18 protein-coding genes are annotated in these 21,084 nt (G+C 52.4%); 13 read left to right on the top strand and 5 right to left on the bottom strand.

All coding sequences use genetic code 11. The features are described from left to right. The first annotated feature begins 18 nt into the window (after positions 1-18). The 3 genes from K7J14_RS01865 (at position 19) to K7J14_RS16485 (ending at position 6,304) form a co-directional block, all read left to right on the top strand. Positions 19-1,836 carry a DNA topoisomerase IV subunit B gene (locus tag K7J14_RS01865; RefSeq protein WP_230752439.1) on the top strand — a complete coding sequence of 606 codons (1,818 nt, stop codon included), beginning with the start codon at positions 19-21 and terminating at the stop codon, positions 1,834-1,836. A gap of 2 nt (positions 1,837-1,838) precedes the next feature. After that, positions 1,839-3,836, top strand: a complete 1,998-nt coding sequence (locus tag K7J14_RS01860; protein WP_230752437.1) for a DNA topoisomerase IV subunit A — start codon at positions 1,839-1,841, stop codon at positions 3,834-3,836. Positions 3,837-4,108: 272 nt separating this feature from the next. Further along, complete coding sequence (locus tag K7J14_RS16485) at positions 4,109-6,304, top strand: glycoside hydrolase family 16 protein (protein ID WP_230752435.1); 2,196 nt, start codon at positions 4,109-4,111, stop codon at positions 6,302-6,304. Positions 6,305-6,399: 95 nt separating this feature from the next. Here K7J14_RS16485 and K7J14_RS01850 read toward each other — a convergent pair whose 3' ends face one another. The 4 genes from K7J14_RS01850 to K7J14_RS01835 are packed head-to-tail and all read right to left on the bottom strand — an operon-like array spanning position 6,400 to position 9,920. Next, positions 6,400-7,107, bottom strand: coding sequence for a FecR family protein (locus tag K7J14_RS01850; RefSeq protein ID WP_230752433.1), 708 nt, complete (start codon positions 7,105-7,107; stop codon positions 6,400-6,402). Positions 7,108-7,126: 19 nt separating this feature from the next. Beyond that, positions 7,127-8,320: a hypothetical protein gene (locus K7J14_RS01845; protein ID WP_230752431.1), complete on the bottom strand. Its 1,194-nt coding sequence runs from the start codon at positions 8,318-8,320 to the stop codon at positions 7,127-7,129. Continuing rightward, the gene (locus K7J14_RS01840) at positions 8,317-8,835 is read right to left on the bottom strand and encodes a hypothetical protein (protein ID WP_230752429.1); all 519 of its coding nucleotides are present in this window, start codon (positions 8,833-8,835) and stop codon (positions 8,317-8,319) included. Before K7J14_RS01840 ends, K7J14_RS01845 begins: the two co-directional genes overlap by 4 nt. After that, a complete protein-coding gene (locus K7J14_RS01835; protein WP_230752428.1) occupies positions 8,832-9,920 on the bottom strand; it encodes an OmpA/MotB family protein in 1,089 nt (362 codons plus the stop codon). Before K7J14_RS01835 ends, K7J14_RS01840 begins: the two co-directional genes overlap by 4 nt. A gap of 130 nt (positions 9,921-10,050) precedes the next feature. Here K7J14_RS01835 and K7J14_RS01830 point away from each other — a divergent pair, with 130 nt between their 5' ends. From K7J14_RS01830 to K7J14_RS01790, 9 genes are all read left to right on the top strand, one after another. After that, positions 10,051-12,852 carry a CHASE2 domain-containing protein gene (locus K7J14_RS01830; RefSeq protein WP_230752426.1) on the top strand — a complete coding sequence of 934 codons (2,802 nt, stop codon included), beginning with the start codon at positions 10,051-10,053 and terminating at the stop codon, positions 12,850-12,852. A 62-nt stretch (positions 12,853-12,914) separates the two neighbouring features. Continuing rightward, positions 12,915-13,508, top strand: a complete 594-nt coding sequence (locus K7J14_RS01825; protein ID WP_230752424.1) for an IMPACT family protein — start codon at positions 12,915-12,917, stop codon at positions 13,506-13,508. Between the two features lie 209 nt (positions 13,509-13,717). Next, entirely contained in the window at positions 13,718-14,410 is a 693-nt protein-coding gene (locus K7J14_RS01820) for an iron-sulfur cluster assembly scaffold protein (RefSeq protein WP_230752422.1), read from the top strand. Positions 14,411-14,425: 15 nt separating this feature from the next. Next, the gene (locus tag K7J14_RS01815) at positions 14,426-15,427 is read left to right on the top strand and encodes a GGGtGRT protein (protein WP_230752420.1); all 1,002 of its coding nucleotides are present in this window, start codon (positions 14,426-14,428) and stop codon (positions 15,425-15,427) included. Between the two features lie 356 nt (positions 15,428-15,783). Further along, on the top strand, positions 15,784-16,086 hold the full coding sequence (locus K7J14_RS01810) for a Dabb family protein (RefSeq protein WP_230752418.1): 303 nt from the start codon (positions 15,784-15,786) through the stop codon (positions 16,084-16,086). 8 nt (positions 16,087-16,094) lie between these two features. Next, entirely contained in the window at positions 16,095-16,724 is a 630-nt protein-coding gene (locus tag K7J14_RS01805) for a DUF6062 family protein (RefSeq protein WP_230752416.1), read from the top strand. A gap of 58 nt (positions 16,725-16,782) precedes the next feature. Further along, positions 16,783-17,592: an amino acid ABC transporter substrate-binding protein gene (locus tag K7J14_RS01800; protein ID WP_230752414.1), complete on the top strand. Its 810-nt coding sequence runs from the start codon at positions 16,783-16,785 to the stop codon at positions 17,590-17,592. A 74-nt stretch (positions 17,593-17,666) separates the two neighbouring features. Beyond that, complete coding sequence (locus K7J14_RS01795) at positions 17,667-18,293, top strand: amino acid ABC transporter permease (protein ID WP_269062401.1); 627 nt, start codon at positions 17,667-17,669, stop codon at positions 18,291-18,293. A gap of 25 nt (positions 18,294-18,318) precedes the next feature. Further along, complete coding sequence (locus K7J14_RS01790) at positions 18,319-19,065, top strand: amino acid ABC transporter ATP-binding protein (protein WP_269062369.1); 747 nt, start codon at positions 18,319-18,321, stop codon at positions 19,063-19,065. Positions 19,066-19,086: 21 nt separating this feature from the next. On the opposite strand, the gene K7J14_RS01785 is transcribed toward K7J14_RS01790, so the two are convergent. Continuing rightward, positions 19,087-20,685 (bottom strand): putative bifunctional diguanylate cyclase/phosphodiesterase, encoded by a 1,599-nt coding sequence (locus K7J14_RS01785; protein WP_230752410.1) that lies wholly within the window; start codon positions 20,683-20,685, stop codon positions 19,087-19,089. A 132-nt stretch (positions 20,686-20,817) separates the two neighbouring features. Here K7J14_RS01785 and rpsP point away from each other — a divergent pair, with 132 nt between their 5' ends. Further along, on the top strand, positions 20,818-21,066 hold the full coding sequence (rpsP, locus tag K7J14_RS01780; protein WP_230752407.1) for a 30S ribosomal protein S16: 249 nt from the start codon (positions 20,818-20,820) through the stop codon (positions 21,064-21,066). The last annotated feature ends 18 nt before the right edge of the window (positions 21,067-21,084 follow it).

Raw genomic sequence — 21,084 nt, 5'->3', positions numbered from 1 at the left:
TGATATACTTCCGCTGTTATGGCCAAAAAAACAGCGGATTACGACGAATCAAAGATAAAAACCCTCAGTTCTCTCGAACATATTCGGCTTAGAACCGGCATGTACATCGGAAGGCTTGGGGACGGCACCAATCCCGACGACGGCATTTACATACTCGTCAAGGAAGTCATCGACAATTCCATCGATGAATACATCATGGGTAACGGAAAGCGGATCGATATATCCATAAAGAACAATTCCGTTCTTGTACGAGATTACGGCCGTGGCATTCCGCTCGGTAAAATCGTGGAATGCGTTTCCGTCATCAACACCGGAGCGAAATACAACGACGACGTTTTCCAGTTTTCAGTCGGCCTCAACGGCGTGGGAACGAAGGCGGTGAACGCCCTTTCCAGCCATTTTCGGGTTATGGCGGTCCGCGACGGGAAATGCGCCGAAGCGGTATTCGAACGCGGCGTTTTAAAGAGCCAGCGGAACGGAACGGTGAAGCCGGGCGTTAAAAACGGCACCATGGTCGAGTTCGTTCCCGACGGCAGCGTGTTCGGCGATTATGAATTCAACATGGAATTCCTTCAACGGCGCATATGGAATTACGCGTATTTGAACGCAGGACTCGAGCTTCAGTTCAACGGCGAGTCGTATGTTTCGGAGAACGGGCTTCTTGACCTTCTCGACGCAGAGGTCGGCAAAGAACATCTGTATCCCGTCGGATACTATAAGGGCAAACAGCTCGAGTTCGCTTTCACCCATACGAACAACTACGGCGAAAACTACTTTTCCTTCGTGAACGGGCAGTATACTTCTGACGGCGGAACGCACCTGTCCGCTTTCAAGGAAGGCTTCCTGAAGGGCATAAACGAGTATTTCAGGAAGAGCTATAAAAGCGAAGACGTCCGGGAAGGAACGGCCGCGGCGATCGCGGTGAAGATACAGTCTCCCGTGTTCGAAAGCCAGACGAAAAACAAGCTGGGAAATACCGAAGTCCGCTCATGGATCGTAACCGAAACAAAATCCGCGGTAGACGACTGGCTGCACAAGAATCCGGAAGCCGCGAAACAGCTGGAAGAAAAGATTCTCGCCAACGAACGCCTGCGGACTGAATTGAACAGCGTCAAGAAGGAAGCGAAGGAAGCTGCCCGGAAAATCGCGCTGAAAATACCGAAGCTCAAGGACTGCAAATATCATCTTGACGACGGGAAAAAGGGCGAAAATTCGGTGATTTTCATTACCGAGGGAGACTCGGCTTCCGGTTCAATGGTTTCCAGCCGCGACGTGTATAGCCAGGCGATTTTCTCTCTTCGCGGCAAATGCGAAAACATGTTCGGAAAAAAGCGGGCTGAAATTTACAAGAACGCGGAACTCTACAACATGATGATGGCTCTCGGCATCGAAAACGATATCGACGGGCTCCGCTACTCCAAGATCATCATCGCGACCGATGCCGATAACGACGGTTTCCATATCCGCAATCTTCTGCTCACTTTCTTTTTAAGCTTCTTCGAGGAGCTCGTCGCATCCGGGCGCGTTTACATTCTTGAGACTCCTCTGTTCCGGGTGAGAAATAAAAAGGAAACCTGCTATTGCTATACGGAGAAAGAGCGTGACGCCGCCGTCAAGCGGCTCGGCTCGTCCGCGGAGGTGACCCGGTTCAAGGGATTGGGAGAAATCAGCCCGAAGGAATTCGGCCAGTTCATCGGCGCCGATATACGCCTTCTGCCCGTCAGCGCGCCTGCGCTGAAGAACGTGCCGCAGATTCTCGAGTTCTATATGGGAAAAAACACCCCCGATCGTCGGGAATACATCATGAAAAATCTCCTGGCTGAGGTGGACGTCTAATTATGGATTATATAAAGAGCCTTTTTAACAAAAACTTTCTGGAATATGCCAGCTACGTCATTCGGGACCGGGCGATACCCGATCTTGAAGACGGCTTGAAGCCGGTTCAGCGGCGCATCATGCATTCGCTTTTCGAGATGGACGACGGAAAATTCCATAAGGTCGCAAACGTCGTCGGGCACTGCATGAAGTATCACCCGCACGGGGACGCTTCGATCGGAGGCGCGCTGGTAGTGCTTGCGAACAAGGACCTGTTCATCGACAAGCAGGGAAACTTCGGCAATATTCTCACCGGAGACTCCGCATCGGCCGCAAGGTATATCGAATGCCGCTGCACTCCGCTCGCAAAGGACATCCTTTATAATCCCGAAATAACCAATTCTGTTCCCTCCTACGACGGACGCAACAAGGAGCCGACCGCGTTCCGCGCGAAGCTGCCCATCGTTCTCGTCATCGGCGCAGAAGGGATAGCCGTCGGCATGTCCACCCGAATCCTTCCCCACAACATCCGCGAGATAATAGAAGCAGAAAAAGCCTGTTTAACGGGAAAGCCCTTTTCTCTCTTTCCCGACTTTCCTTCAGGAGGCTTTGTCGACGTCTCTGAATATCAGGACGGTCTGGGCAAGGTTCTTATCCGGGCTAAGCTCGATGTGTCCGACGAGAAGAGGGTGGTGATCCGCGAAATCCCCTTCGGCAGCACGACGGAAAGCGTCATAGCTTCGCTGGAAGCCGCGTCGCGCAGCGGCAAGATCAAGATTTCCGAAATCAACGATTACACGACCGATCAGGTCGAAATCGAGGTGAAGCTCCAGCGCGGAGTCTACGCGAAGGACGTCGTAGACGCCTTATACGCCTTTACCGAATGCGAACAGTCCATCTCCTGCAATCTGCTGGTCATCAAGGACAATTACCCGGTGGTCCTTACGATCACCGAGGTGATTCAGGACCATGCCAAAAAACTGGTGAAGATTCTCAAAGAGGAGCTTGAGCTTGAAAAGGCTTCCCTCGCCGAGCGTTTGCACATGCGCACCCTGGAGCGAATTTTCATCGAGGAACGGATATACAAGAAAATCGAAACCATGAAAACCGCCGAAGGCGTCCTGAACGCCGTGCTGAAGGGTTTCGAGCCTTTCAGCGCTGAGCTGATCAGAGAAGTGACCGAAGACGACGTGGAACGGCTTCTGAAAATACCGATCCGCAGAATATCACTGTACGACATCAATAAAAACCGGGCAGAGGTGGCGGAAATCAACGCCAGGATCAAAGAGATCGGCAAGCTCCTGAAGAATCTCGTAGCGTACGCCGTTTCGGTTCTCGACGGTCTTTTGTCAAAACTCGACCCCGAGGCGGTGAAGAGGAGAACCAAGGTCGACCGGTTCACCAAAGTCGACGTGAAGGAAGCCGTTACTCGCGATCTGCCTCTCCGCTACGATGAAGAAACCGGATATCTTGGCCTCGCCGTAGCTTCCGGCAAAGAACTGATGAGGGTGACCCCGTACGACCGCATCGTTGTTCTCAGGCGAAGCGGCGTGTATACCGTGATGGATGTTCCGGACAAGGTATTCGTCGATAAGGGATTGTGGTACTGCGGTTTTTCCGCAAAAGAGGAACTCTCGAAGGTTTTGTTCACGGTAGTATACCGCGATCAGAAAACGGGATTTCCCTGCATCAAACGCTGCAGGATATCCGGTTATATACTTAACCGGGATTATTTTATCGCACCCGAGGGCGCGGAAGTCCTGTTCGTCAGCACTAAGGACAAGTGCTCCTTTACGGTGAATTATGTACCGAAGCCGCGGCTTAAAACCCTGTCGTCGAACTTCAAGGCGCAGGAATATCCCGAAAAGGGATTGAAGGCTCAGGGCGTCAGGCTCGCTAACAGGGAGGTCGAGTCCGTAACTGTCGAGGTTTCTACAAAGGCGTCATCTCATGCCCCCGCAGAAGCTTCCGCTCCGGCAGAGAAAAAAGCGCCGGCGAAAAAGACGGAAAAAAAGAAGTAGTCTGCCCATCAAGAACATGAGTCGATTTGTATCGAGGCCGTCCCGCAGGGGGCGGCTTTTTTTTATATATGCGGATATGGATAAATGTATACGCTCCCAATCTGCGTATACGATTTTTGAAAGCAAGTAAAAATAACTTGACAGAATATGAGTTTGACTGTGAAAATAGAGTATCAATCGGGATAAATCCAAGTATCTGCATCGAAATTTTTGAATTTCATATCAGATGCTTTGAGGTATCTGATGTATACGTATACTTTATTGGAGGATGTATGAGAAAAACAAGCCTTGCTGCAATGGGCCTTATCGGTGTTATTGCGCTGGTCGGCGGCTGTAAACCCGCGTTGGAAGCATCGTCGGACGGCGGGCGGAGTTCGGGAGCCCGAGCGGCGTTCGATCCATCAGACGGAGGAAGCTGGAATCTTTCCTGGCATGACGAGTTCAACGAGAACTTCCTTGATATGACGAAGTGGTCCTATGATACGGGAACCGGCGCCTGGGGCTGGGGAAACAATGAGCTTCAGTACTATACCGACAGGCCGGACAACGTGCAGGTAACGGGCGGAAATCTTGTAATAACCGCGAAGCGAGAAGATCATAACGGCATGCCGTACACCTCCGGTAGAATTCATACCCAGGGAAAGTACAGCGTTCATTACGGCAGAATCGCCGCCCGTATGAAGCTCCCGGAAGGACTCGGCGTTTGGCCCGCGTTCTGGATGCTCGGACAGGATTTCGACGGACAGAACTGGCCCGCCATCGGAGAACTGGATATCCTCGAAATGCGTGGAGGACAGGACAACACCGCTTCGGCGGCATCTCACTGGGATCAGCCGGGCGTAGGGCATGCCATGTACAGCGAAAGTTTGACTCTCGATGAAAAACTCTCCGAGGATTACCACGTATATATGCTTGAATGGGACAAGCAATTCATATACGCAAGCGTCGACGGAGAAGTGTATTGGACCTTCGACAATTTCTGGGCCGAGGAAGGCTCTCTTCCCGATCCCAAGGCTAAAACCGAGTTCCAGTTTCCCATGTATATTCTGTTGAATCTTGCCGTAGGGGGAACCTTCTTCGATCCTCCCCTCTCTTCTCCCTCGATGATCACCGCCCAGTTCCCCCAGGCCATGATGGTAGACTGGATCCGCGTCTATACGAAGGATGATCTTGCCTACAAACCCTGGACACCGGGAGGGAACAGCGTAAATCTATTCAGCGAAACTCTCTCTGCGAACAAGTTCGTCGCGGAAGACGAGTGGAATTCGATCGACGCATGGGCGGAAACGCTTGAAATCGAAACAACGAAGTCCGAAAAATTTGAAGGCTCCGAATCATTGAAGCTTACAGCCGGAAATTCCGGATGGCTCGGTTTGGGAATGTCCTCTTTGACCGGAAAAAGCCTTAAAAACTTTACCGACGGGTATCTTCGTTTTGCGATCAAAACCACATCGTCGGGATTGTTCCGCGTAGGCATGAAGTCCGGCCCGATCATGGAGCAATGGGTCGATCTTAACAGCGAATACGGTTTCTCGGCGAATGGACAATGGAAAGAAGTTTCCATACCGCTGAGCGCCTTCATGAATCAAAACCAGTATTTTAACATCACGCAACTGACGCAAATGTTCATGTTCGTCTCGACCGGAGGATTCGCTCCCGGAGACGTCATATACCTGGACAACATACACTTCTGGACCGACAATCCCAAAGATTCCGACGATCCTGTCATCGACGATCCTGTCATCGACGATCCTGTCATCGACGATCCTGTCATCGACGATCCTGTCATCGACGATCCTGTTATCGACGATCCTGTTATCGCCCCGGGTTATTCTTTCACCGGAACTCTGCCGAATGGCTTGATCAATGGTCAGCCGGTCGAATATACGACGACTGCTTCGTATTCCAACGGCATTACGACTGTTATCTTCGACGGCGGAGCGGGCTTCGAATGGGTGTGGTTCTTCAACCCCGGACATACGGTAATGACGAATTCCGGCAGCAATGTGTGGAAGGTCGAGCTTGAAGGATATGTTCCCGGTTCCGCGCTGGAGTACCGTTTTACTGTTCGAAAAAACGGACAAGAAGCGAATAATGTCGGCGCGTCTCATGTATGGACTGTATCGGAATCGACTGTAGTCGATGATCCTGTTGTTCCCGGCGGATATTCGTTTTCCGGCACTCTTCCGAACGGCTTGATTAACGGAGCTCCCGTCTCCTACACCACGACCGCAGAGCTGAAGGGCTCGGATGTGCATGTTACATTCAACGGAGGCGCCGGATTCGAATGGGTGTGGCTCTATTCTCCGGGGTTCACCTCCATGGAGCATGTGGGGAACGGCGTCTGGCGGGCTGTCTTGTCTGGCTACAGCGCCGGTTCAGTCCTTGACTATCGGTTTACCGTCAGAAAAGACGGACAGGAAGCGAACGGCGTCGGTACTTCGCATACCTGGACTGTAGCGCCCTGACGAATGATCTCTGATTAACTGAAATAGGGTAAAAAAAAGGCTGGCGGATGCGATCATCCGTCAGCCTTTTCAAATTCTACAGGAGTCAGTCTACATCAATCGATGCTGACCGCAAGAGAGGCGCTTGCAGGTATCACCACCGGGGCCGCCGCGCTGACCGCGGGCGGCGGAACAGTTTCTGCGGTTACCGAGGTTGCCTTGATCGCCGATTTTACTTCTGTAGACGGCGTAGACGACAAGACTATGGTCGCCATTTGCGTTTGCAGCGCCGCGACCGGGCTGGATACCGAATCATTCGTTATTTTCAGCTCTTGTCCGGCAGATCCGGTCCGTTTTTGTCCGACGGGAGAGGTGAATACAACCGCTCCCTGAAGAATCACGAGTTCTTCTCCCATTTCAAACACTGTACCGCGCACGGAAGCAGTCGCAACCGGGCTTCTGACGGTGAATCCGTTTTTCTTGTTGTTCAGGGAATTAACCTCGGCTTTTACGTTTCCGACTTCGAGGTACAATTCGGTATCCACTGTATCTTCTTTTTCCAACAGCTGTGTCAGCGTCATCCGCGTCAACGGCTTTATCGTCAGAACAGAAGCTCCCAGCTTAACGGTCGCCTCCGATTTGAACCCGGTGGAAATCATGGTTCCCGCTACGAGCGCATCTCCCGCTTTCAGGGGAATCCATGTTCCGCTTTGATTCTGGGCTTCGACTTTACCGCTTATGCTGACGATTTGTCCGTCCAGCGCGTGCGCGCTCCCGAGAACAAGAGCAAAAAGAATCCCTGCGCTTATCAGTTTGGTTTTCATGCATTCCCTCCTGGATACATTATAACTCAAGGATAGCCTTGAGAGATGTTTCGTACTGTAAATCTTGCGAATTCGGCAGCAAAACTGACGAGTCGAAGCGGAAACGGAGATCGCTGGTAGCTTTTATCGTCGCTCCTCCGGTGATTTCTGTTGCGTTATATGTTCCCGATTGCGTGGCCGTCTCGCCGGAGTTCATGAAAACCTTTCCGCCGAAATCCAGGTTAAAGCTCTTAACCGGGTTGAAATTCCATCCGGCCGAAGCACGCATGAGATTCGCATATCCGCCGGCGAAAAGATTTCCCGCGGTTTGAACCGTGATCGGAATATACCCGGAAAAGAAATCGTTCGGTGCGGGACTGTAGATGAACTGTGCGAAAAGCTGGTTTCCCTTTGCGGGGAACAGATCGAGCCTTGCCGCGGCCAGGAGGGAGTTTTCGGATGCCTGTCCATCGTCGGCTAATTCCTGAATGCCGGTCTGATAGGTGCCGGTGAGCGAATAATACATTTTATTCATCATCGGACCGCTCAATGAAATGGTTCCGTATGCAGTATCTATTATTTCCTGCCAGGAAGAGGTGAAGTAGCGTCTAAGATCATACTGGCCGACGCCCTCGGCTACAAAATCGATATTTCCTATAGCCTGGGGTATCTGGATGATTACTTTTCCGATGACCCGTTTTGAACCGAAAGCGTATATATCGTCGGAAACCGCGTCGATTCCGTCGTCTGCAGTGATTACGCTTTTGCTGGAGCGTGCGTTTAACAGTCCGGTGTATCCGGAGGAAAAATCGATGTTTCCGAACGGAAAGCTGAACCGGAGCTCCATTCCGTCGATTTTCTGGTTGAGTATGAATCCCGTCGCGTCCGACATGGGTATTCGCCCTGCGTCGAAGCTGAACTTGAATCCCTGTTTATTCACCGGGGATGCTGAAAATCTGAACAGATCGAGATCCGCGAAGTAGGTGAGATCCTCGGAGCCTGCGGGAAGAGAGGCGTACAGGCTTCCTTCAATTGCCAGATTCGCCGTGTTTTTCCGGTTGAACGGAAACGTCATCCAGAAGGTTTCTTTGTGATCCGTCATGAGACTGAACTCTCCGGCGTCCTGAATGCCTCCTTCGTTGGACAGCTCCAGTCCCCAATCAGCCGAAAAGAGAGGAATCATAGCCGATGCCAAGACTATTGCTTGAGTTATGAGGCGAAGTCTTTTTTTCATAAGGGGTCCTCCTGGGAGTCTGCGAGCAGTATGTTCCGGTATTCGTACGGAGCCTCCGGAGTTGGCGGGGTGCGCAAGCGGGCCTCCGGGTATGTATTAAAGAACTTGCTTACCGCTTGGACGAGGTCTCTGCCCGAAAGAATCATTCCCGGGTCAATGTTTCTCGCCCAGAATCCGTTGTTGCGCAATTCCTTCCATGCATAGCGCGGGCTTTGAGACGCCGACCACATGATCCCGCCTCCAAGGCCGTAGTTTTTTACGAGGAAAAAGGAGATTTCCTTTACGGTAACCGGGTCTCCGGCCTTCGCGTCGAAGGGAAACGCGCCGTAGCGGTCGCAGTAAGCCCAAGCTTCGAACGGAGTCGCCGTCAAGCCCAATTCGCTCGCCAAAAGGTATGAGAAATCAAGGTAGCTGACGGATTTCTTCGCTAAAATCGAACTGATCGTCGCGGCGTCCTGCGCGGCCAAGGGCGCAAGAAGCGCGAGCATCAAACACCCCAGGATCTTTTTTTTCATAATCCTTCCTCCGCATCCATGATGATGATTTCAACCCTTCGGTTCTTGCTTCTCCCCTCGGGCGTGTCGTTCGTATCGAGGGGGACTGATCCGCCCATTCCGCTTGAGATGATGGAATCCGAGGTGCGGAATCCTGAAGCGATCAGAAAATCCGCGACGCTTCTCGCTCTTGCCGCGGACAGATCCACCAATTCCTGTTCATCGGAACCGGGCGTATTCGCCGCGTGTCCTACTATGCTGAGTTTTCTGTCCGACAAGGTCGCGAGAAGCTTTCCGATATTTCCTATTTTGGCCTGTTCTGCCTCGACAAGCTCGGAGGAATCGGGCTGAAACTGGATGTTTTCTATAGAAAGAACGATTCCTGCGTCTGTTTGCTTGACCTCGACGTTTTCTACCTTCTGGGCGATGATCTGTTCTTCAAGCTGATTAATGATCCTCTCGCGGACTATGTCGGTAACCGTGCGAAACTCGTCTTCAATTTTCCGGGTATGGAGTATCGAGCTTCCGTCGTTGAATCTGTATTGGGTTTCTTCGGAAAGGTCTATGTGTTTGGGACTGCCGGATTTCGTATCCCAGAGGATATCCATCGTCGAGAGGCCCCGTATACGTTTGATCCCTGTTTTTTTCGCGGCCGCCCTGTCAGGCTCGTGCGCGGGCTCCCACATCGCTTTAATGCGGTAATAGGTTCGTCCCTCAAGTTCCTCGATGCCGGTGCATACGTACGAAACAGGAACTGATAATTCAAGCGGCTCCTTGAAACCGAAGCCCGCGAGATTCAGCGTAATGAGAGCTTCTTCCGTCCATTCGGTTCCGGCGTCCACGCTGCTGTGCGGGAAGGTTGGGATGCCGCGGATGTGGCTGAGCGTGCTTTTGTTCTGTGCCGCTGTTTCCTGGTACACCGCATCCTGCACGATAAGAACCGGTTTCGACGTCACCGTATCCATCATGGTGACGTATTCTGTAATAGTCTTTTTCGTTTCGTATTGCTGGCCGGTGCTCGCTCTCCAGGTAAGGATTTCGGCTGATACCGGACAGGCTAGAAATCCTGCGAGGGCGCAGTATACGGGGATCATCGACTTTTTCATCCGCGTTCTCCTTGTCTTCGATAAACTATACCTCATTTTAGGCAAAAATAAAGCATTTCCAACCATGCCTTGCTTTTTATTTCATGTGTTATACTTAAGTGAAAGTTCGCGAAACGACCTGGAGGACAGGGTGAAAATCATCGCCGGAATTCTCGATTATCTGAAAAAAAAGCTTGAATATGCGGTTGCTTTCATTACGTTGGCGGTATTCGTCTCTCTTTCCCTGACGGAATCAGGCGTAAAAATCGAATATGGAATGTACGATACGCTGTTAGCGATAAAGCCCGAAGTTTCGGAACGCAAGGACGTGCTGCTCGTCAATATCGACGATGAGGCGATCGAGCAGATCGGCGCCTGGCCCTGGACCCGGGATATTATCGGAAACGCGCTTGTTCGCCTGCGGGAGTCCGGCGGTCGCTACGCCGTATTCGATATCGAGTATCTTTCTCCCGGCCAGACGGGCGTTAATCGCAACTATGTGAAAACCGAGTTTCCAGCCGAATACAAAAGCGTACATCAGGAAATCCTGCAGTATCTTTCGGATTTCTCCGGGGCGGTCTCCTCTGGATCCATACCCGTCGAGTACGCCGTCGATGTAGGAACGGAAATGTCAGGCTATATCGACGAACGGTTGAACGGCCTTGCTGAGTCCATCAGTTCGAATATCTTTCAGGATAATGACGAATATTTCGCGCGGAGCCTTAAATTTTTCGGAAAATCTTATTTAACGATAAACGCCGAGCGCATCAACACCAACGACGATACGGAAATACTCAATAAATGGGCGTACGAGAACCGTTTATGGACAAATGTTCTCGATCCGGGGGGGAAGATCGCCCGCGAAACGGCGCATACCTACCGGGACAGCGATTTCGAGCGCGGCATCGCTCCCGCTATCCTTCCCTTGCTTCAGGCCTCTTCAGGAGCCGGTTTCCCGAACGTCATCATCGACGAAGACGGGGTGCGCAGACGCATTGAATTATTGGCAGAGCACGAGGGCGCCTATGTCGCGCAGCTGGTGTTTTCGCCGGTGCTCGACATCCTCAAGCCTGAACTCCTGGAGCGCAGGGGCAGAACCCTGATTCTCCGGAATGCCCTCGATCCGAAAAACCCTGAATCCGGCCAGCGCTCCGATATTTCCATCCCTCTCGACGATCACGGCCGGTTCCTCATAAACTGGCTTAAACGCGCTTTTACCTCGGTCTCCGATCCGACCGATCAGAGCTTCCGTCATATCTCGGTGTACGCGCTGAAACTCGCCGACGACCTCGAAGAGCAGCTGATCGACAATCTTTCGCGCATCACTGAATACGGAATCCGCGATTCCTCGGGCTTTCTTCCCTACCATGAGGCTGCCGTATGGCTGCTGTCCTCCTACGCGGATTTGAATGCATGGAAAGAATCCCTGATGGATGAATCGAGGAACGATTATTCCGGGTACTTCGCCGCGCGCGACGAGTTTTTTGCTATGTACGAGGAGTATCTTACCGGCGGTTACGATGAAGAGATCAAAACCGTGTTCGACCGCATCAAGGAAGCGACGGGAGATTCCCGCTACGATGAGCTTTCGGCCAACATCATGGGGAATTTCCAGGTGTACCGCGATCAGTTCGCGCTATACCGCGATCATATAAGCCGGCTCGAAAAAGAATGCGAGGGGTCCTTTTGCATAATCGGCTACAGCGGCGTGGGAACTTCCGATCTCGGCGTCAATCCCTTCCAGAAATCCTATGCCAACGTCGGTACGCACGCGAATATCTATAACACGATCATGACACAGGAATTCATCTACCCGTTCCCCTCATGGTTTTCATGGATACTGTCTTTCGTTCTCGCTCTCGTTTCGGGAATCGCATACAGGCGCATCAAAGGATTAAAAGGGAGGATACTGTTCGGCCTCGCGTCCATCGTCGTCGTATATCTTTCCTTCGCCGCGGCGTTCGCCCTGTTCCGCGTGTATATCCATGTATTCGCTCCTCTTATGACCGTGGTCGTCACCTTCCTCCTTGTTTCCATCCTCAAGTTCATATTCTCGGAACAGGAGAAGAGTTTTCTGCGCAAAGCCTTTACCATGTATCTGTCTTCAGACGTCGTAAACCAGATCGTCGAGGATCCGAGCCTCTTGAAGCTCGGCGGACAGGAAAAACAGATAACCGCCCTGTTCACCGATATCAAGAGCTTTTCAACCCTGTCGGAGAAAGTTACTCCTGAACATCTGGTAGAAATTCTCAATAAATATCTGACGGTGATGAGCGACATCGTTCTTGAACAGAAGGGCACGATCGATAAATACATCGGAGACGCGATCGTATCGTTCTTCGGCGCTCCGATCGATCTGCCCGACCATGCCTCCCGGGCCTGTCTTGCGGCTGTGAGAATGAAGCAGGCTGAAGAGAAGCTGAACGAAGAAATGATGGCGGCGAACGAAACTCCCATGCCCATTTATACCCGCATCGGCGTGAATACCGGCGCTATGGTCGTGGGAAACATGGGCACAGACAATAAAATGAACTATACGATCATGGGCAACGACGTAAATCTCGCGGCTCGTCTGGAAGGCGTAAACAAGGCGTACGGAACCTGGATTCTAGTTTCGGAAAGCACCTGGAACCAGACGAACGGAATGTTCCTCGGCAGAAAGCTCGATCGGGTGCGCGTAGTCGGAATCAATACGCCGGTGCAGCTCTATAATATCATGGCTGTCCGTTCTGAGGCCTCCGGACGCATGGTCGCCCTGGCGGAGAAATTCAACTCCGCGATCGACGCATACCGCGAGAAGCGCTTCGGCGATTCGATCATTCTGTTTTCCAAATGCCTTGAGATCGAGCCGGACGACGCCGCGTCTTCAATATTCCTTGAAAAGGTGCACAAGCTGGTGAAGGAAGGCGTACCGCCGGATTGGTCTGATGTCGTAAATATGACGAGCAAGTAAGCGCCCTCGTCTTGTTTTTCCGGGCGTGTCGAAAGGCTCGTTTCAGGTTATAGTGGCGGACAATGAAAACAATATCCCAAAACGCAGTTTGCGAGCTGGATATAAAGAAATCGCGCTTCCTTGCGGAGGCCTTCCCGGTTTCCTCGCAGGAGGAAGCCCGGGAACTCTTGAAAAAGCAGAAGGAACGGTATTTCGACGCGACTCATGTCGTGCATGCCTTCGTCATCGGTTCGTCCGGGGAAATTCTCGGCTGTTCCGACGACGGAGAACCTTCCGGTACCGCCGGGCGGCCATCCCTGGACGTGCTCAAGGGTTCCGGTGCGACGAATATTCTGGTAACGGTTTCCCGGTGGTTCGGTGGAACCTTACTGGGCACCGGCGGTCTGGTGAAGGCGTACGGCGATTCGGTGAAAGCGGTGCTCGATATCTGCGAGCCGCATGAAATAATCGAAACACGGTCATTTATTCTCTCTTTACCGTATGCCTTGTATGAACGGTACAAGCGCGACGCCGATTCTCTGGGCATTACCGAAAGTGTTGACTCGTTTTCTTCGGACGTGGAAATAACCGGTTCGGTGAGGATTGAGACAGCATCCGCTTTGCAAGAGTATGTCAGGAATGCGTCGGCCGGCAAAATACAGGTTGTTTTTCAGTAGGCGGCGGAGAAGGGGTAGCGGAGAAACGTAAAGCCCCCTTTATATACCTACCGGTAGGTATATAAAGGGGGCTTTACTTTCGGAGCGCAGGGGAAGGCTTTCCCCTGCAGAAAGACGCTCCCCCTAGAACAACTCTCTCTTTTTTTATACAATCACACCCAAACTTAAACCAACAAACGGTTTTCAAACTCTCGATCAAGGAGACAAATATGGTTTATTCGACTGAAGTCGAACACATGTGTCCTCTTGCCAAGGCCGCTTATCACGGTCCGGCACCGATTCCCCAGGAGGGAAAGTGGGTGCAGGCAAAGGAAATCAAGGACATTTCCGGTTTTACCCATGGCGTGGGTTGGTGCGCTCCCCAGCAGGGCGCGTGCAAGCTGACTCTGAACATCAAAGACGGAATCATCGAGGAAGCCCTTGTTGAAACCCTCGGCTGCTCCGGTATGACCCACTCCGCCGCGATGGCTTCAGAAATCCTGATCGGAAAGACCCTCCTCGAGGCGCTTAACACCGACCTCGTATGCGACGCGATCAATACCGCAATGCGCGAGCTGTTCCTCCAGATCGTATACGGCCGCAGCCAGTCCGCCTTCTCCGAGGGCGGTCTTGTAGTCGGCGCTTCGCTCGAGGATCTCGGAAAAGGTCTTCGCAGCCAGGTCGGAACCATGTTCGCCACCAAGGCGAAAGGTCCCCGCTATCTTGAGCTCGCGGAAGGCTATGTCACCCGCCTCGGCGTGGACAAAGAGGGCGCGATCATCGGCTACGAGTTCGTTAACCTCGGAAAAATGATGGACGCGGTCAAGAAGGGAACGGACGCCAACGAGGCGCTCGCCAAAGCAAAGGGCACCTACGGTCGCTTCGCCGACGCCGCGAAGTATGTCGACCCCAGGCACGAGTAAGGAAGGGAGGAAATTATGGCACTGTTTGAAAGCTACGAGCGCAGAATAAACCAGATTCTTCCCGTGTTGAAGAAATATGGAATCAACTCTGTCGAAGACGCCAAGAAGGTGTGCGACGACGCGGGCGTGGACGTCGGCGGTTTAGTCGCCGGCATCCAGCCGATATGTTTCGAAAACGCGAAATGGGCCTATATCGTGGGCGCCGCCATCGCGATCAAGAAGGGCGAGAAGAACGCTGCCGACATCGCGCGCACGCTCGGCGAAGGCCTCCAGGCATTCTGCATCCCCGGATCAGTCGCTGACGACCGCAAGGTCGGCATCGGACACGGAAATCTCGCCGCGATGCTCCTTTCCGACGAGACCAAGTGCTTCTGCTTCCTTGCCGGACACGAATCCTTCGCCGCAGCCGAAGGCGCGATCGGTATCGCCAAGAGCGCCAACCGCGCCCGCTCGACCCCCCTCAAGGTGTGTTTGAACGGTCTTGGAAAGGACGCCGCCCAGATCATCAGCCGGATTAACGGTTTCACCTATGTGCAGACCCAGTTCGACTATTACACCAGCGAGCTTAAAATCGTCAAGGAATTCAAGTATTCCGAAGGCGAGCGCGCAGCCGTCCGCGTCTACGGAGCCGACGATGTCCGCGAGGGCGTCGCGATCATGTGGAAGGAAGGCGTAGACGTTTCCATCACCGGAAACTCCACAAACCCGACCCGCTTCCAGCACCCAGTCGCCGGTACCTATAAAAAGGAAACCAACGACGCCGGCAAGAAGTACTTCTCCGTCGCCTCGGGCGGCGGTACCGGACGCACCCTGCATCCGGACAACATGGCCGCCGGTCCCGCTTCCTACGGCATGACCGACACCATGGGCCGCATGCACTCCGACGCGCAGTTCGCCGGATCTTCATCCGTACCCGCTCACGTTGAAATGATGGGACTCATCGGCATGGGAAACAACCCCATGGTCGGCGCGTCCGTCGCGGTAGCGGTAGCGATCAGCGAGGCAATGAAGAAGTGACGTATACGTCGCTTCTTCCGGAGAATTTCATCTTTGCTGAAATTCTCCATATGAAGAAATAACGCGCAGCGTTAATAATGCATAGCGGAGGTTTGCCGCACCAGCGGCAAACTCCAAGAAGAAATAACGCGTAGCGTTATTTCTTCAAGGGCTCGTTTCCGGTTTTCCGGGGATGAGCCTTTTTTTTTCTTTTAAATGTTGACGCCGGAAGCATCGCCGTGTTTTGCTGGAACCGGGGCATCCGGGAATATGCGAGCGGCGGAAATTGACGCGGAGATTCCTGTTTTTCCCGCCGCTAGTGACCTCTCGCCGCAAAGGCAGTATACTGAAACTCATACGAGCATCAGGAGGTTCGAATGCTTAAGCACATTGTAATGTGGCAGTTCAAGGACGAGGCCGAGGGCAGGACGCGGGAAGAAAACTGCCTGTACGTAAAAGCGGCTCTCGAGGCCCTTCCTTCCGTCATTCCGTACATCAGAAATCTTGAAGTTCATCTTAACGGATATCCGTCGTCCATGGGCGCGGACATGGTCCTGATAACCGAATTCGATTCCAAGGAAGATCTGGATTTATACGCTGTTCATCCCGAACACATGAAGGTCAGCGAATATGTCGGCAAGGTGAGAACCTCGCGCATGGTTTGCGACTGGGAATCGTAATAGACGGTATGAGCGCAGAAAAACACGTAAACTGGTTTGCGTTGGAGAAGGCGTGCGCCCGACCGGGATGCCCGCTGTGTACCATTATCGCTGAACGTTCGGAGCGGTATATCGACAATATGCTGTTCGAGCACGTCTCCGATCGGGGCTTCAGGGCGCTGTACCGCGAGGCCGGCGGGTTTTGCACCCGCCACGCGAGCCGGCTTGAATCGTTCAGGGACGGCCTGGCTGTGGCTATTTTGGGAGCCGACATCCTTTCGGACGCTCTCCCTCTCCTGAAAAAACGCAAGCCGCGGATCTATAAGGGCAAATGCCCTGCCTGCGCGGAAACCGAACGCATAGAGAAAGAGTTTCTCGGTTTTTTGGCCGGAACAGAGGACGCCTCGTTTACTTCGTTTTTTACCGCCTCCGAGGGCTTATGCCTTCCCCATTACCGGAAAATGTTGTCGCTCGTGCGACGCGTTCCGTCCTGGCTCGAGAAATTCCAGATCCAGCGCTTCGATACCCTGTTAGTCCGCAGCCGCGACTTCATTGAATTTTCGGCATGGGGAAGACAGTCCGATTTCGAAGCCCTTTCCGAACAGGATAAAATCGTCTGGAAGGAATTGGCGCGGACGCTCAGGGGCGATAACGGGTAGTTTTTCCGTTTACAGAGAATGTAAAAACGTATACTATTGCCCGCGAGGAGACACTCTCATGAAAAAACTGATTCTTTTAGCGGCATGCGCCGTAATCGCCGCTGCCGCGCTGACTTCCTGCGCAGGAAAGTCCGAAGCCGCGGACAAGTCGCTCCAGAAAGTCCTGGACAAAAAAGCCTTCGTACTCGGTCTCGACGATTCCTTCCCCCCCATGGGATTCCGGAACGAGAACAATGAAATCGTCGGCTACGACGTGGATCTCGCCCGCGAAGCGACGAAACGCATGGGCGTCGAGCTCGTATTGCAGCCCATCGATTGGAACGCGAAGGAGCAGGAGCTCAACACCGGAAAGATCGATTGCATCTGGAACGGCTTCACCATCACCCCTCAGCGCGCCGAGGCTCTGACCTTCAGCAAGCCGTACCTGAAGAACGCTCAGGTCGTCGTGGTGCGCGGGGATTCCTCCTTCAACACCCTTGCAGATCTCGCAGGCAAAACCGTCGGACTCCAGGCAGGATCTTCCGCCGCGGACGCCCTCGAAGCTTCCGTGGAATTCAAGGCGAGCCTGAAGGGCGTCGTCGAGTTCAAGGAAAACCTTACCGCGCTCATGGATCTTGAAGTGAAGGGCGTCGACGCCGTGATCATGGATTTGATGGTCGCCAACGACAACATCAACCGTTCGGGCAAATCATATCGCATCCTTGAAGAAGGACTTTCGCCGGAAGAATACGGCATCGGTTTCCGCAAAGCCGACCTCGCTCTCATGAACAAGGTTCAATCGGTTCTTGAAGAAATGGCCGCCGACGGTACGATCGCACGTATCGCTACGCAGTGGTTCGGAGCCGATATCTCAATAGTCGGAAAATAAACTTTTTCACAACCGGTTTCGGCTCCGCCGGAGCCGGTTTGTTTTTTTAAAAAGAGGAGCCCTCCGTGTTCAAGATGCTGGAAGCGATGTTTCAAGGAACTCTTGTTTCCCTGGAAATTTTCTTTCTGACCCTGCTTTTCGCCCTCCCGCTCGCCCTTCCGGTAGCTTTCGGCCGCATGTCGAAGAACCGGGGAATCAGCGCCCTGGTGAACGGGTATCTATTGATCATGCGCGGCACTCCCCTGATTCTTCAGCTCATTTTCGTGTATTTCGCTCCTTATTATTTGTTCGGGGTATCCTACGACCGTTTTATAGCGGTAGTCGTTGCCTATGTGATCAATTACGCCGCGTACTTCGCGGAAATTTACCGCGGAGGAATTGAATCGATTCCGCGAGGCCAATACGAGGCCGCGAAGGTTCTCGGTTTCTCCCGGACGCAGACCTTCTTCCGCATTGTGCTTCCCCAGGTGGTTAAACGAATCCTTCCGTCGACCGCGAACGAGGTCATTACACTGGTGAAGGACACCGCTCTCGCTCAGACCATAGGCGTCGCCGAACTCTTCCGCGTCGCTCAGAATGCTTCCGCCCGGCAGTTTTCCACCATGCCCATCTTTATTGCGGGTATTTTTTATTTTCTGATGAATTGGGTTGTCTCTGCGGCCTTCAGCCGGTTTGAGAAAAAACTTTCGTATTATCGCTAATTATAGAGCAGGGCAGGGCAGAAACATGGAAATCATCAAGGTAGAACATTTATCAAAATCTTTCGGAACGCTCGAGGTCATCAAGGATATTTCATTTTCCGTTCTGCAGGGAGAGGTCCTTGCGATCATCGGACCCTCAGGTTCGGGCAAGTCCACACTGCTGCGATCGGTGACCCATCTTGAAACCGTAACCGGCGGTTCCGTAACCGTCTCCGGAAAGGTGATGGTTCGCGACGGAATATACGCGGACGCCGCGACTCTTCGGTCGATCTGCCTGAAAGTCGGCCTTGTCTTCCAGAATTTCAACCTCTTTCCCCATTTTTCCGTGCTTCGCAACATCACAGAAGCGCAGATCCACGTGCTTAAGCGGAGCGTCTTCGAAGCAGAAAAACGCAGCATGGTCCTGCTTGAGAAGATGGGTTTGGCCGACAAAGCCCATGCCTATCCTTTCGAGCTTTCAGGAGGGCAGCAGCAGCGCGTTTCTATCGCTCGCGCCCTCGCGCTTGATCCGGAGGTCCTCTTTTTCGACGAGCCGACGAGCGCTCTTGATCCTGAACTGACCGGCGAAATTCTGAAGGTTATCCGCGAATTGGCTGCGGAGAAAATGACGATGGTGATCGTCACTCATGAAATGTCGTTTGCGCGCGATGTTGCGGACCGGGTAATTTTTATGGATTCGGGGGTTATTATCGAAGAGGGCGACGCGGAATCCCTCATCAGAAACCCCAGGAACGAGCGAACCAAGGCCTTTCTGAAGCGTTTCAGCGAGTAGCTCCGCGCTGCCTGCCGTCTTTCAGGTTGTAATCTCCGCCAGATTTTCTATTACGAACTTCTCGGCGTCTTCTTCGGACAGCGCCTTGCTGAATATCCATCCCTGAATTTTATCGCATTGCTGATTGGCGAGATACGCCAGCTGGACTTCCGATTCAACGCCTTCCGCTACAACCGACAAACCGAGCTTTTTGCCTATTTTTACGATATTGCCGGTGATCGACGTATCTTTTTCGGCATCCGTGATTCCATCGATGAAAATCTTGTCGATTTTCAGCGTGGTGATCGGCAATTGCTCAAGGTAGCTCAGCGACGAGTATCCCTTGCCGAAGTCGTCGAGGGCGATTCCTATGCCGAGAGAGCGCAGGCGCGCCAGATGCGTGGTGATGATGGTGTGCGATTCCATGAGAATCGATTCGGTGATTTCCAATTCCAGCTTCGCAGGATCGATCTCTGTTTCCTCGAGAGCCCGCTGTACGCGGTTGACGAAATTCTCCTGGAGAAGCTGTATCATTGAGATGTTTACCGAAATACAGAGGTGCGGATATCCCTGGCCCTGCATTTTCTTGATGAATCGGCATGCCTTTGTGAGTATCCAGTCTCCGATGGGAATGATGAGATGTGTTTCCTCTGCCACGCTGATGAATTTATCCGGGGTGACCTTTCCCAGTATCCTGTTATTCCAACGGAGCAGCGCTTCGAATCCGGTGATCCGGCGGCTCTCGGTGTTGATTTGCGGCTGGTACATGACGTCCAGTTCGTTCCGTTCGAGGGCGTCGTGCAGGTATTCGCCCAGGTTCATCCGTTCGTTTATAGCGGAAAGCATGTTGTTGTTGTAGAGCACCGCCCTGTTTTTTCCGGTTTTCTTGGACTGGAACATCGCGATATCGGCGCATTTGAGCAGTTCCCCCGGATCTTCCGAATGAATCGGATACAGCGATATGCCGATGCTCAGAGTGCTGTGGATGAGATTTTTGTCGATATTAAGCGGATTGTTGAATAGATGAAGAAGATCTTCCGCCTTTTCCTTCAGCGTGGAAATCTGATGGAATTTGGTTAGGATGATCAGTTCGTCTCCGCCGATGCGGAATATTTCATCCGGAGGCTGTATATGCTCGGAAAGAAGCCGTGCCGTTTCCACGATCAATTTATCGCCGTATGCATGGCCGAGCGAATCGTTTATGAGCTTGATGTTGTCTATATCGATGAAAAGGAGCGCTTTTCCCTTCGAGGTGGAGTCGTTCAGGTAATCGGGAAGCCGCTCTATGAGCTTTCGTCTGTTGGAAAGCCCGGTCAGATGATCGTAATACAGGAGAGCCTTCAGTTCGTTTCTGCTTTCTGCGATTACCTGTTCCTTGTCGCTTAAACGAGCGAGCTGCGGCGCGATTAGTTGATATATGATGACGGCGCTTATGACTACAAAGAAAGTTCCTTTGAAAACCTCGATTTTAGATCTGAGAAGTGGATCGGGAACGATGAGGTTAAAAAGAATATCGGAGATAAAAATCCAGCCGAGCCCGAATAACAGATAAATCAGGGATATTTTAAACGCGATTGTCCATGTTTTTTTTCTATCGGATATAAGTATGAAGTCTGTGTTGTGTGTATTCCGCTTACCCATGGAAAAAGTATACTATACTTCTGAAAAATTGCGCGATAATTTGCGTATATTGACGGTTTTTTCCTTTTCAGGTATAAGTATGGTTCAATTACACTGTGAACATTATGGGCGAAAATTACCCAGGAGGATATTGTGAGCGTAAAGATCAGATTAAAGAAATTCGGAAGCAAGGCGCGACCCTACTACCGTATCGTTGTGCAGGATTCCCGCGTTCCCCGCGATGGCCGAACTCTCGATGAGTTGGGAATCTATCATCCTATCGAAGCGGAAGAAAAGCAGGTTGCTTTCGACGCCGACAAGGTTCGCAAGTGGCTTAATAACGGTGCTCAGCCTACTGATACCGTGCGCAGCCTCCTGAACCGCAAGAACTTCAGCCTGTAAGACACGGGAAGGGCACCG

It is taken from the genome of Teretinema zuelzerae, assembly GCF_021021555.1.
In the GTDB taxonomy this organism is placed as follows: Bacteria; Spirochaetota; Spirochaetia; order Treponematales; family Treponemataceae; genus Teretinema; species Teretinema zuelzerae.
The sequence above is the reverse complement of the archived record's forward strand: the minus strand, read 5'-3'. Positions and strand labels throughout refer to the sequence as shown.

Excerpts from the sequence above, each read along its gene's own strand:
- K7J14_RS01865 (WP_230752439.1), top strand. The coding sequence starts at position 19 with ATGGCCAAAAAAACAGCGGATTACGACGAATCAAAGATAAAAACCCTC.
- K7J14_RS01860 (WP_230752437.1), top strand. The coding sequence starts at position 1,839 with ATGGATTATATAAAGAGCCTTTTTAACAAAAACTTTCTGGAATATGCC.
- K7J14_RS16485 (WP_230752435.1), top strand. The coding sequence starts at position 4,109 with ATGAGAAAAACAAGCCTTGCTGCAATGGGCCTTATCGGTGTTATTGCG.
- K7J14_RS01850 (WP_230752433.1), bottom strand. The coding sequence starts at position 7,107 with ATGAAAACCAAACTGATAAGCGCAGGGATTCTTTTTGCTCTTGTTCTC.
- K7J14_RS01845 (WP_230752431.1), bottom strand. The coding sequence starts at position 8,320 with ATGAAAAAAAGACTTCGCCTCATAACTCAAGCAATAGTCTTGGCATCG.
- K7J14_RS01840 (WP_230752429.1), bottom strand. The coding sequence starts at position 8,835 with ATGAAAAAAAAGATCCTGGGGTGTTTGATGCTCGCGCTTCTTGCGCCC.
- K7J14_RS01835 (WP_230752428.1), bottom strand. The coding sequence starts at position 9,920 with ATGAAAAAGTCGATGATCCCCGTATACTGCGCCCTCGCAGGATTTCTA.
- K7J14_RS01825 (WP_230752424.1), top strand. The coding sequence starts at position 12,915 with ATGAAAACAATATCCCAAAACGCAGTTTGCGAGCTGGATATAAAGAAA.
- K7J14_RS01820 (WP_230752422.1), top strand. The coding sequence starts at position 13,718 with ATGGTTTATTCGACTGAAGTCGAACACATGTGTCCTCTTGCCAAGGCC.
- K7J14_RS01815 (WP_230752420.1), top strand. The coding sequence starts at position 14,426 with ATGGCACTGTTTGAAAGCTACGAGCGCAGAATAAACCAGATTCTTCCC.
- K7J14_RS01810 (WP_230752418.1), top strand. The coding sequence starts at position 15,784 with ATGCTTAAGCACATTGTAATGTGGCAGTTCAAGGACGAGGCCGAGGGC.
- K7J14_RS01805 (WP_230752416.1), top strand. The coding sequence starts at position 16,095 with ATGAGCGCAGAAAAACACGTAAACTGGTTTGCGTTGGAGAAGGCGTGC.
- K7J14_RS01800 (WP_230752414.1), top strand. The coding sequence starts at position 16,783 with ATGAAAAAACTGATTCTTTTAGCGGCATGCGCCGTAATCGCCGCTGCC.
- K7J14_RS01795 (WP_269062401.1), top strand. The coding sequence starts at position 17,667 with ATGCTGGAAGCGATGTTTCAAGGAACTCTTGTTTCCCTGGAAATTTTC.
- K7J14_RS01790 (WP_269062369.1), top strand. The coding sequence starts at position 18,319 with ATGGAAATCATCAAGGTAGAACATTTATCAAAATCTTTCGGAACGCTC.
- K7J14_RS01785 (WP_230752410.1), bottom strand. The coding sequence starts at position 20,685 with ATGGGTAAGCGGAATACACACAACACAGACTTCATACTTATATCCGAT.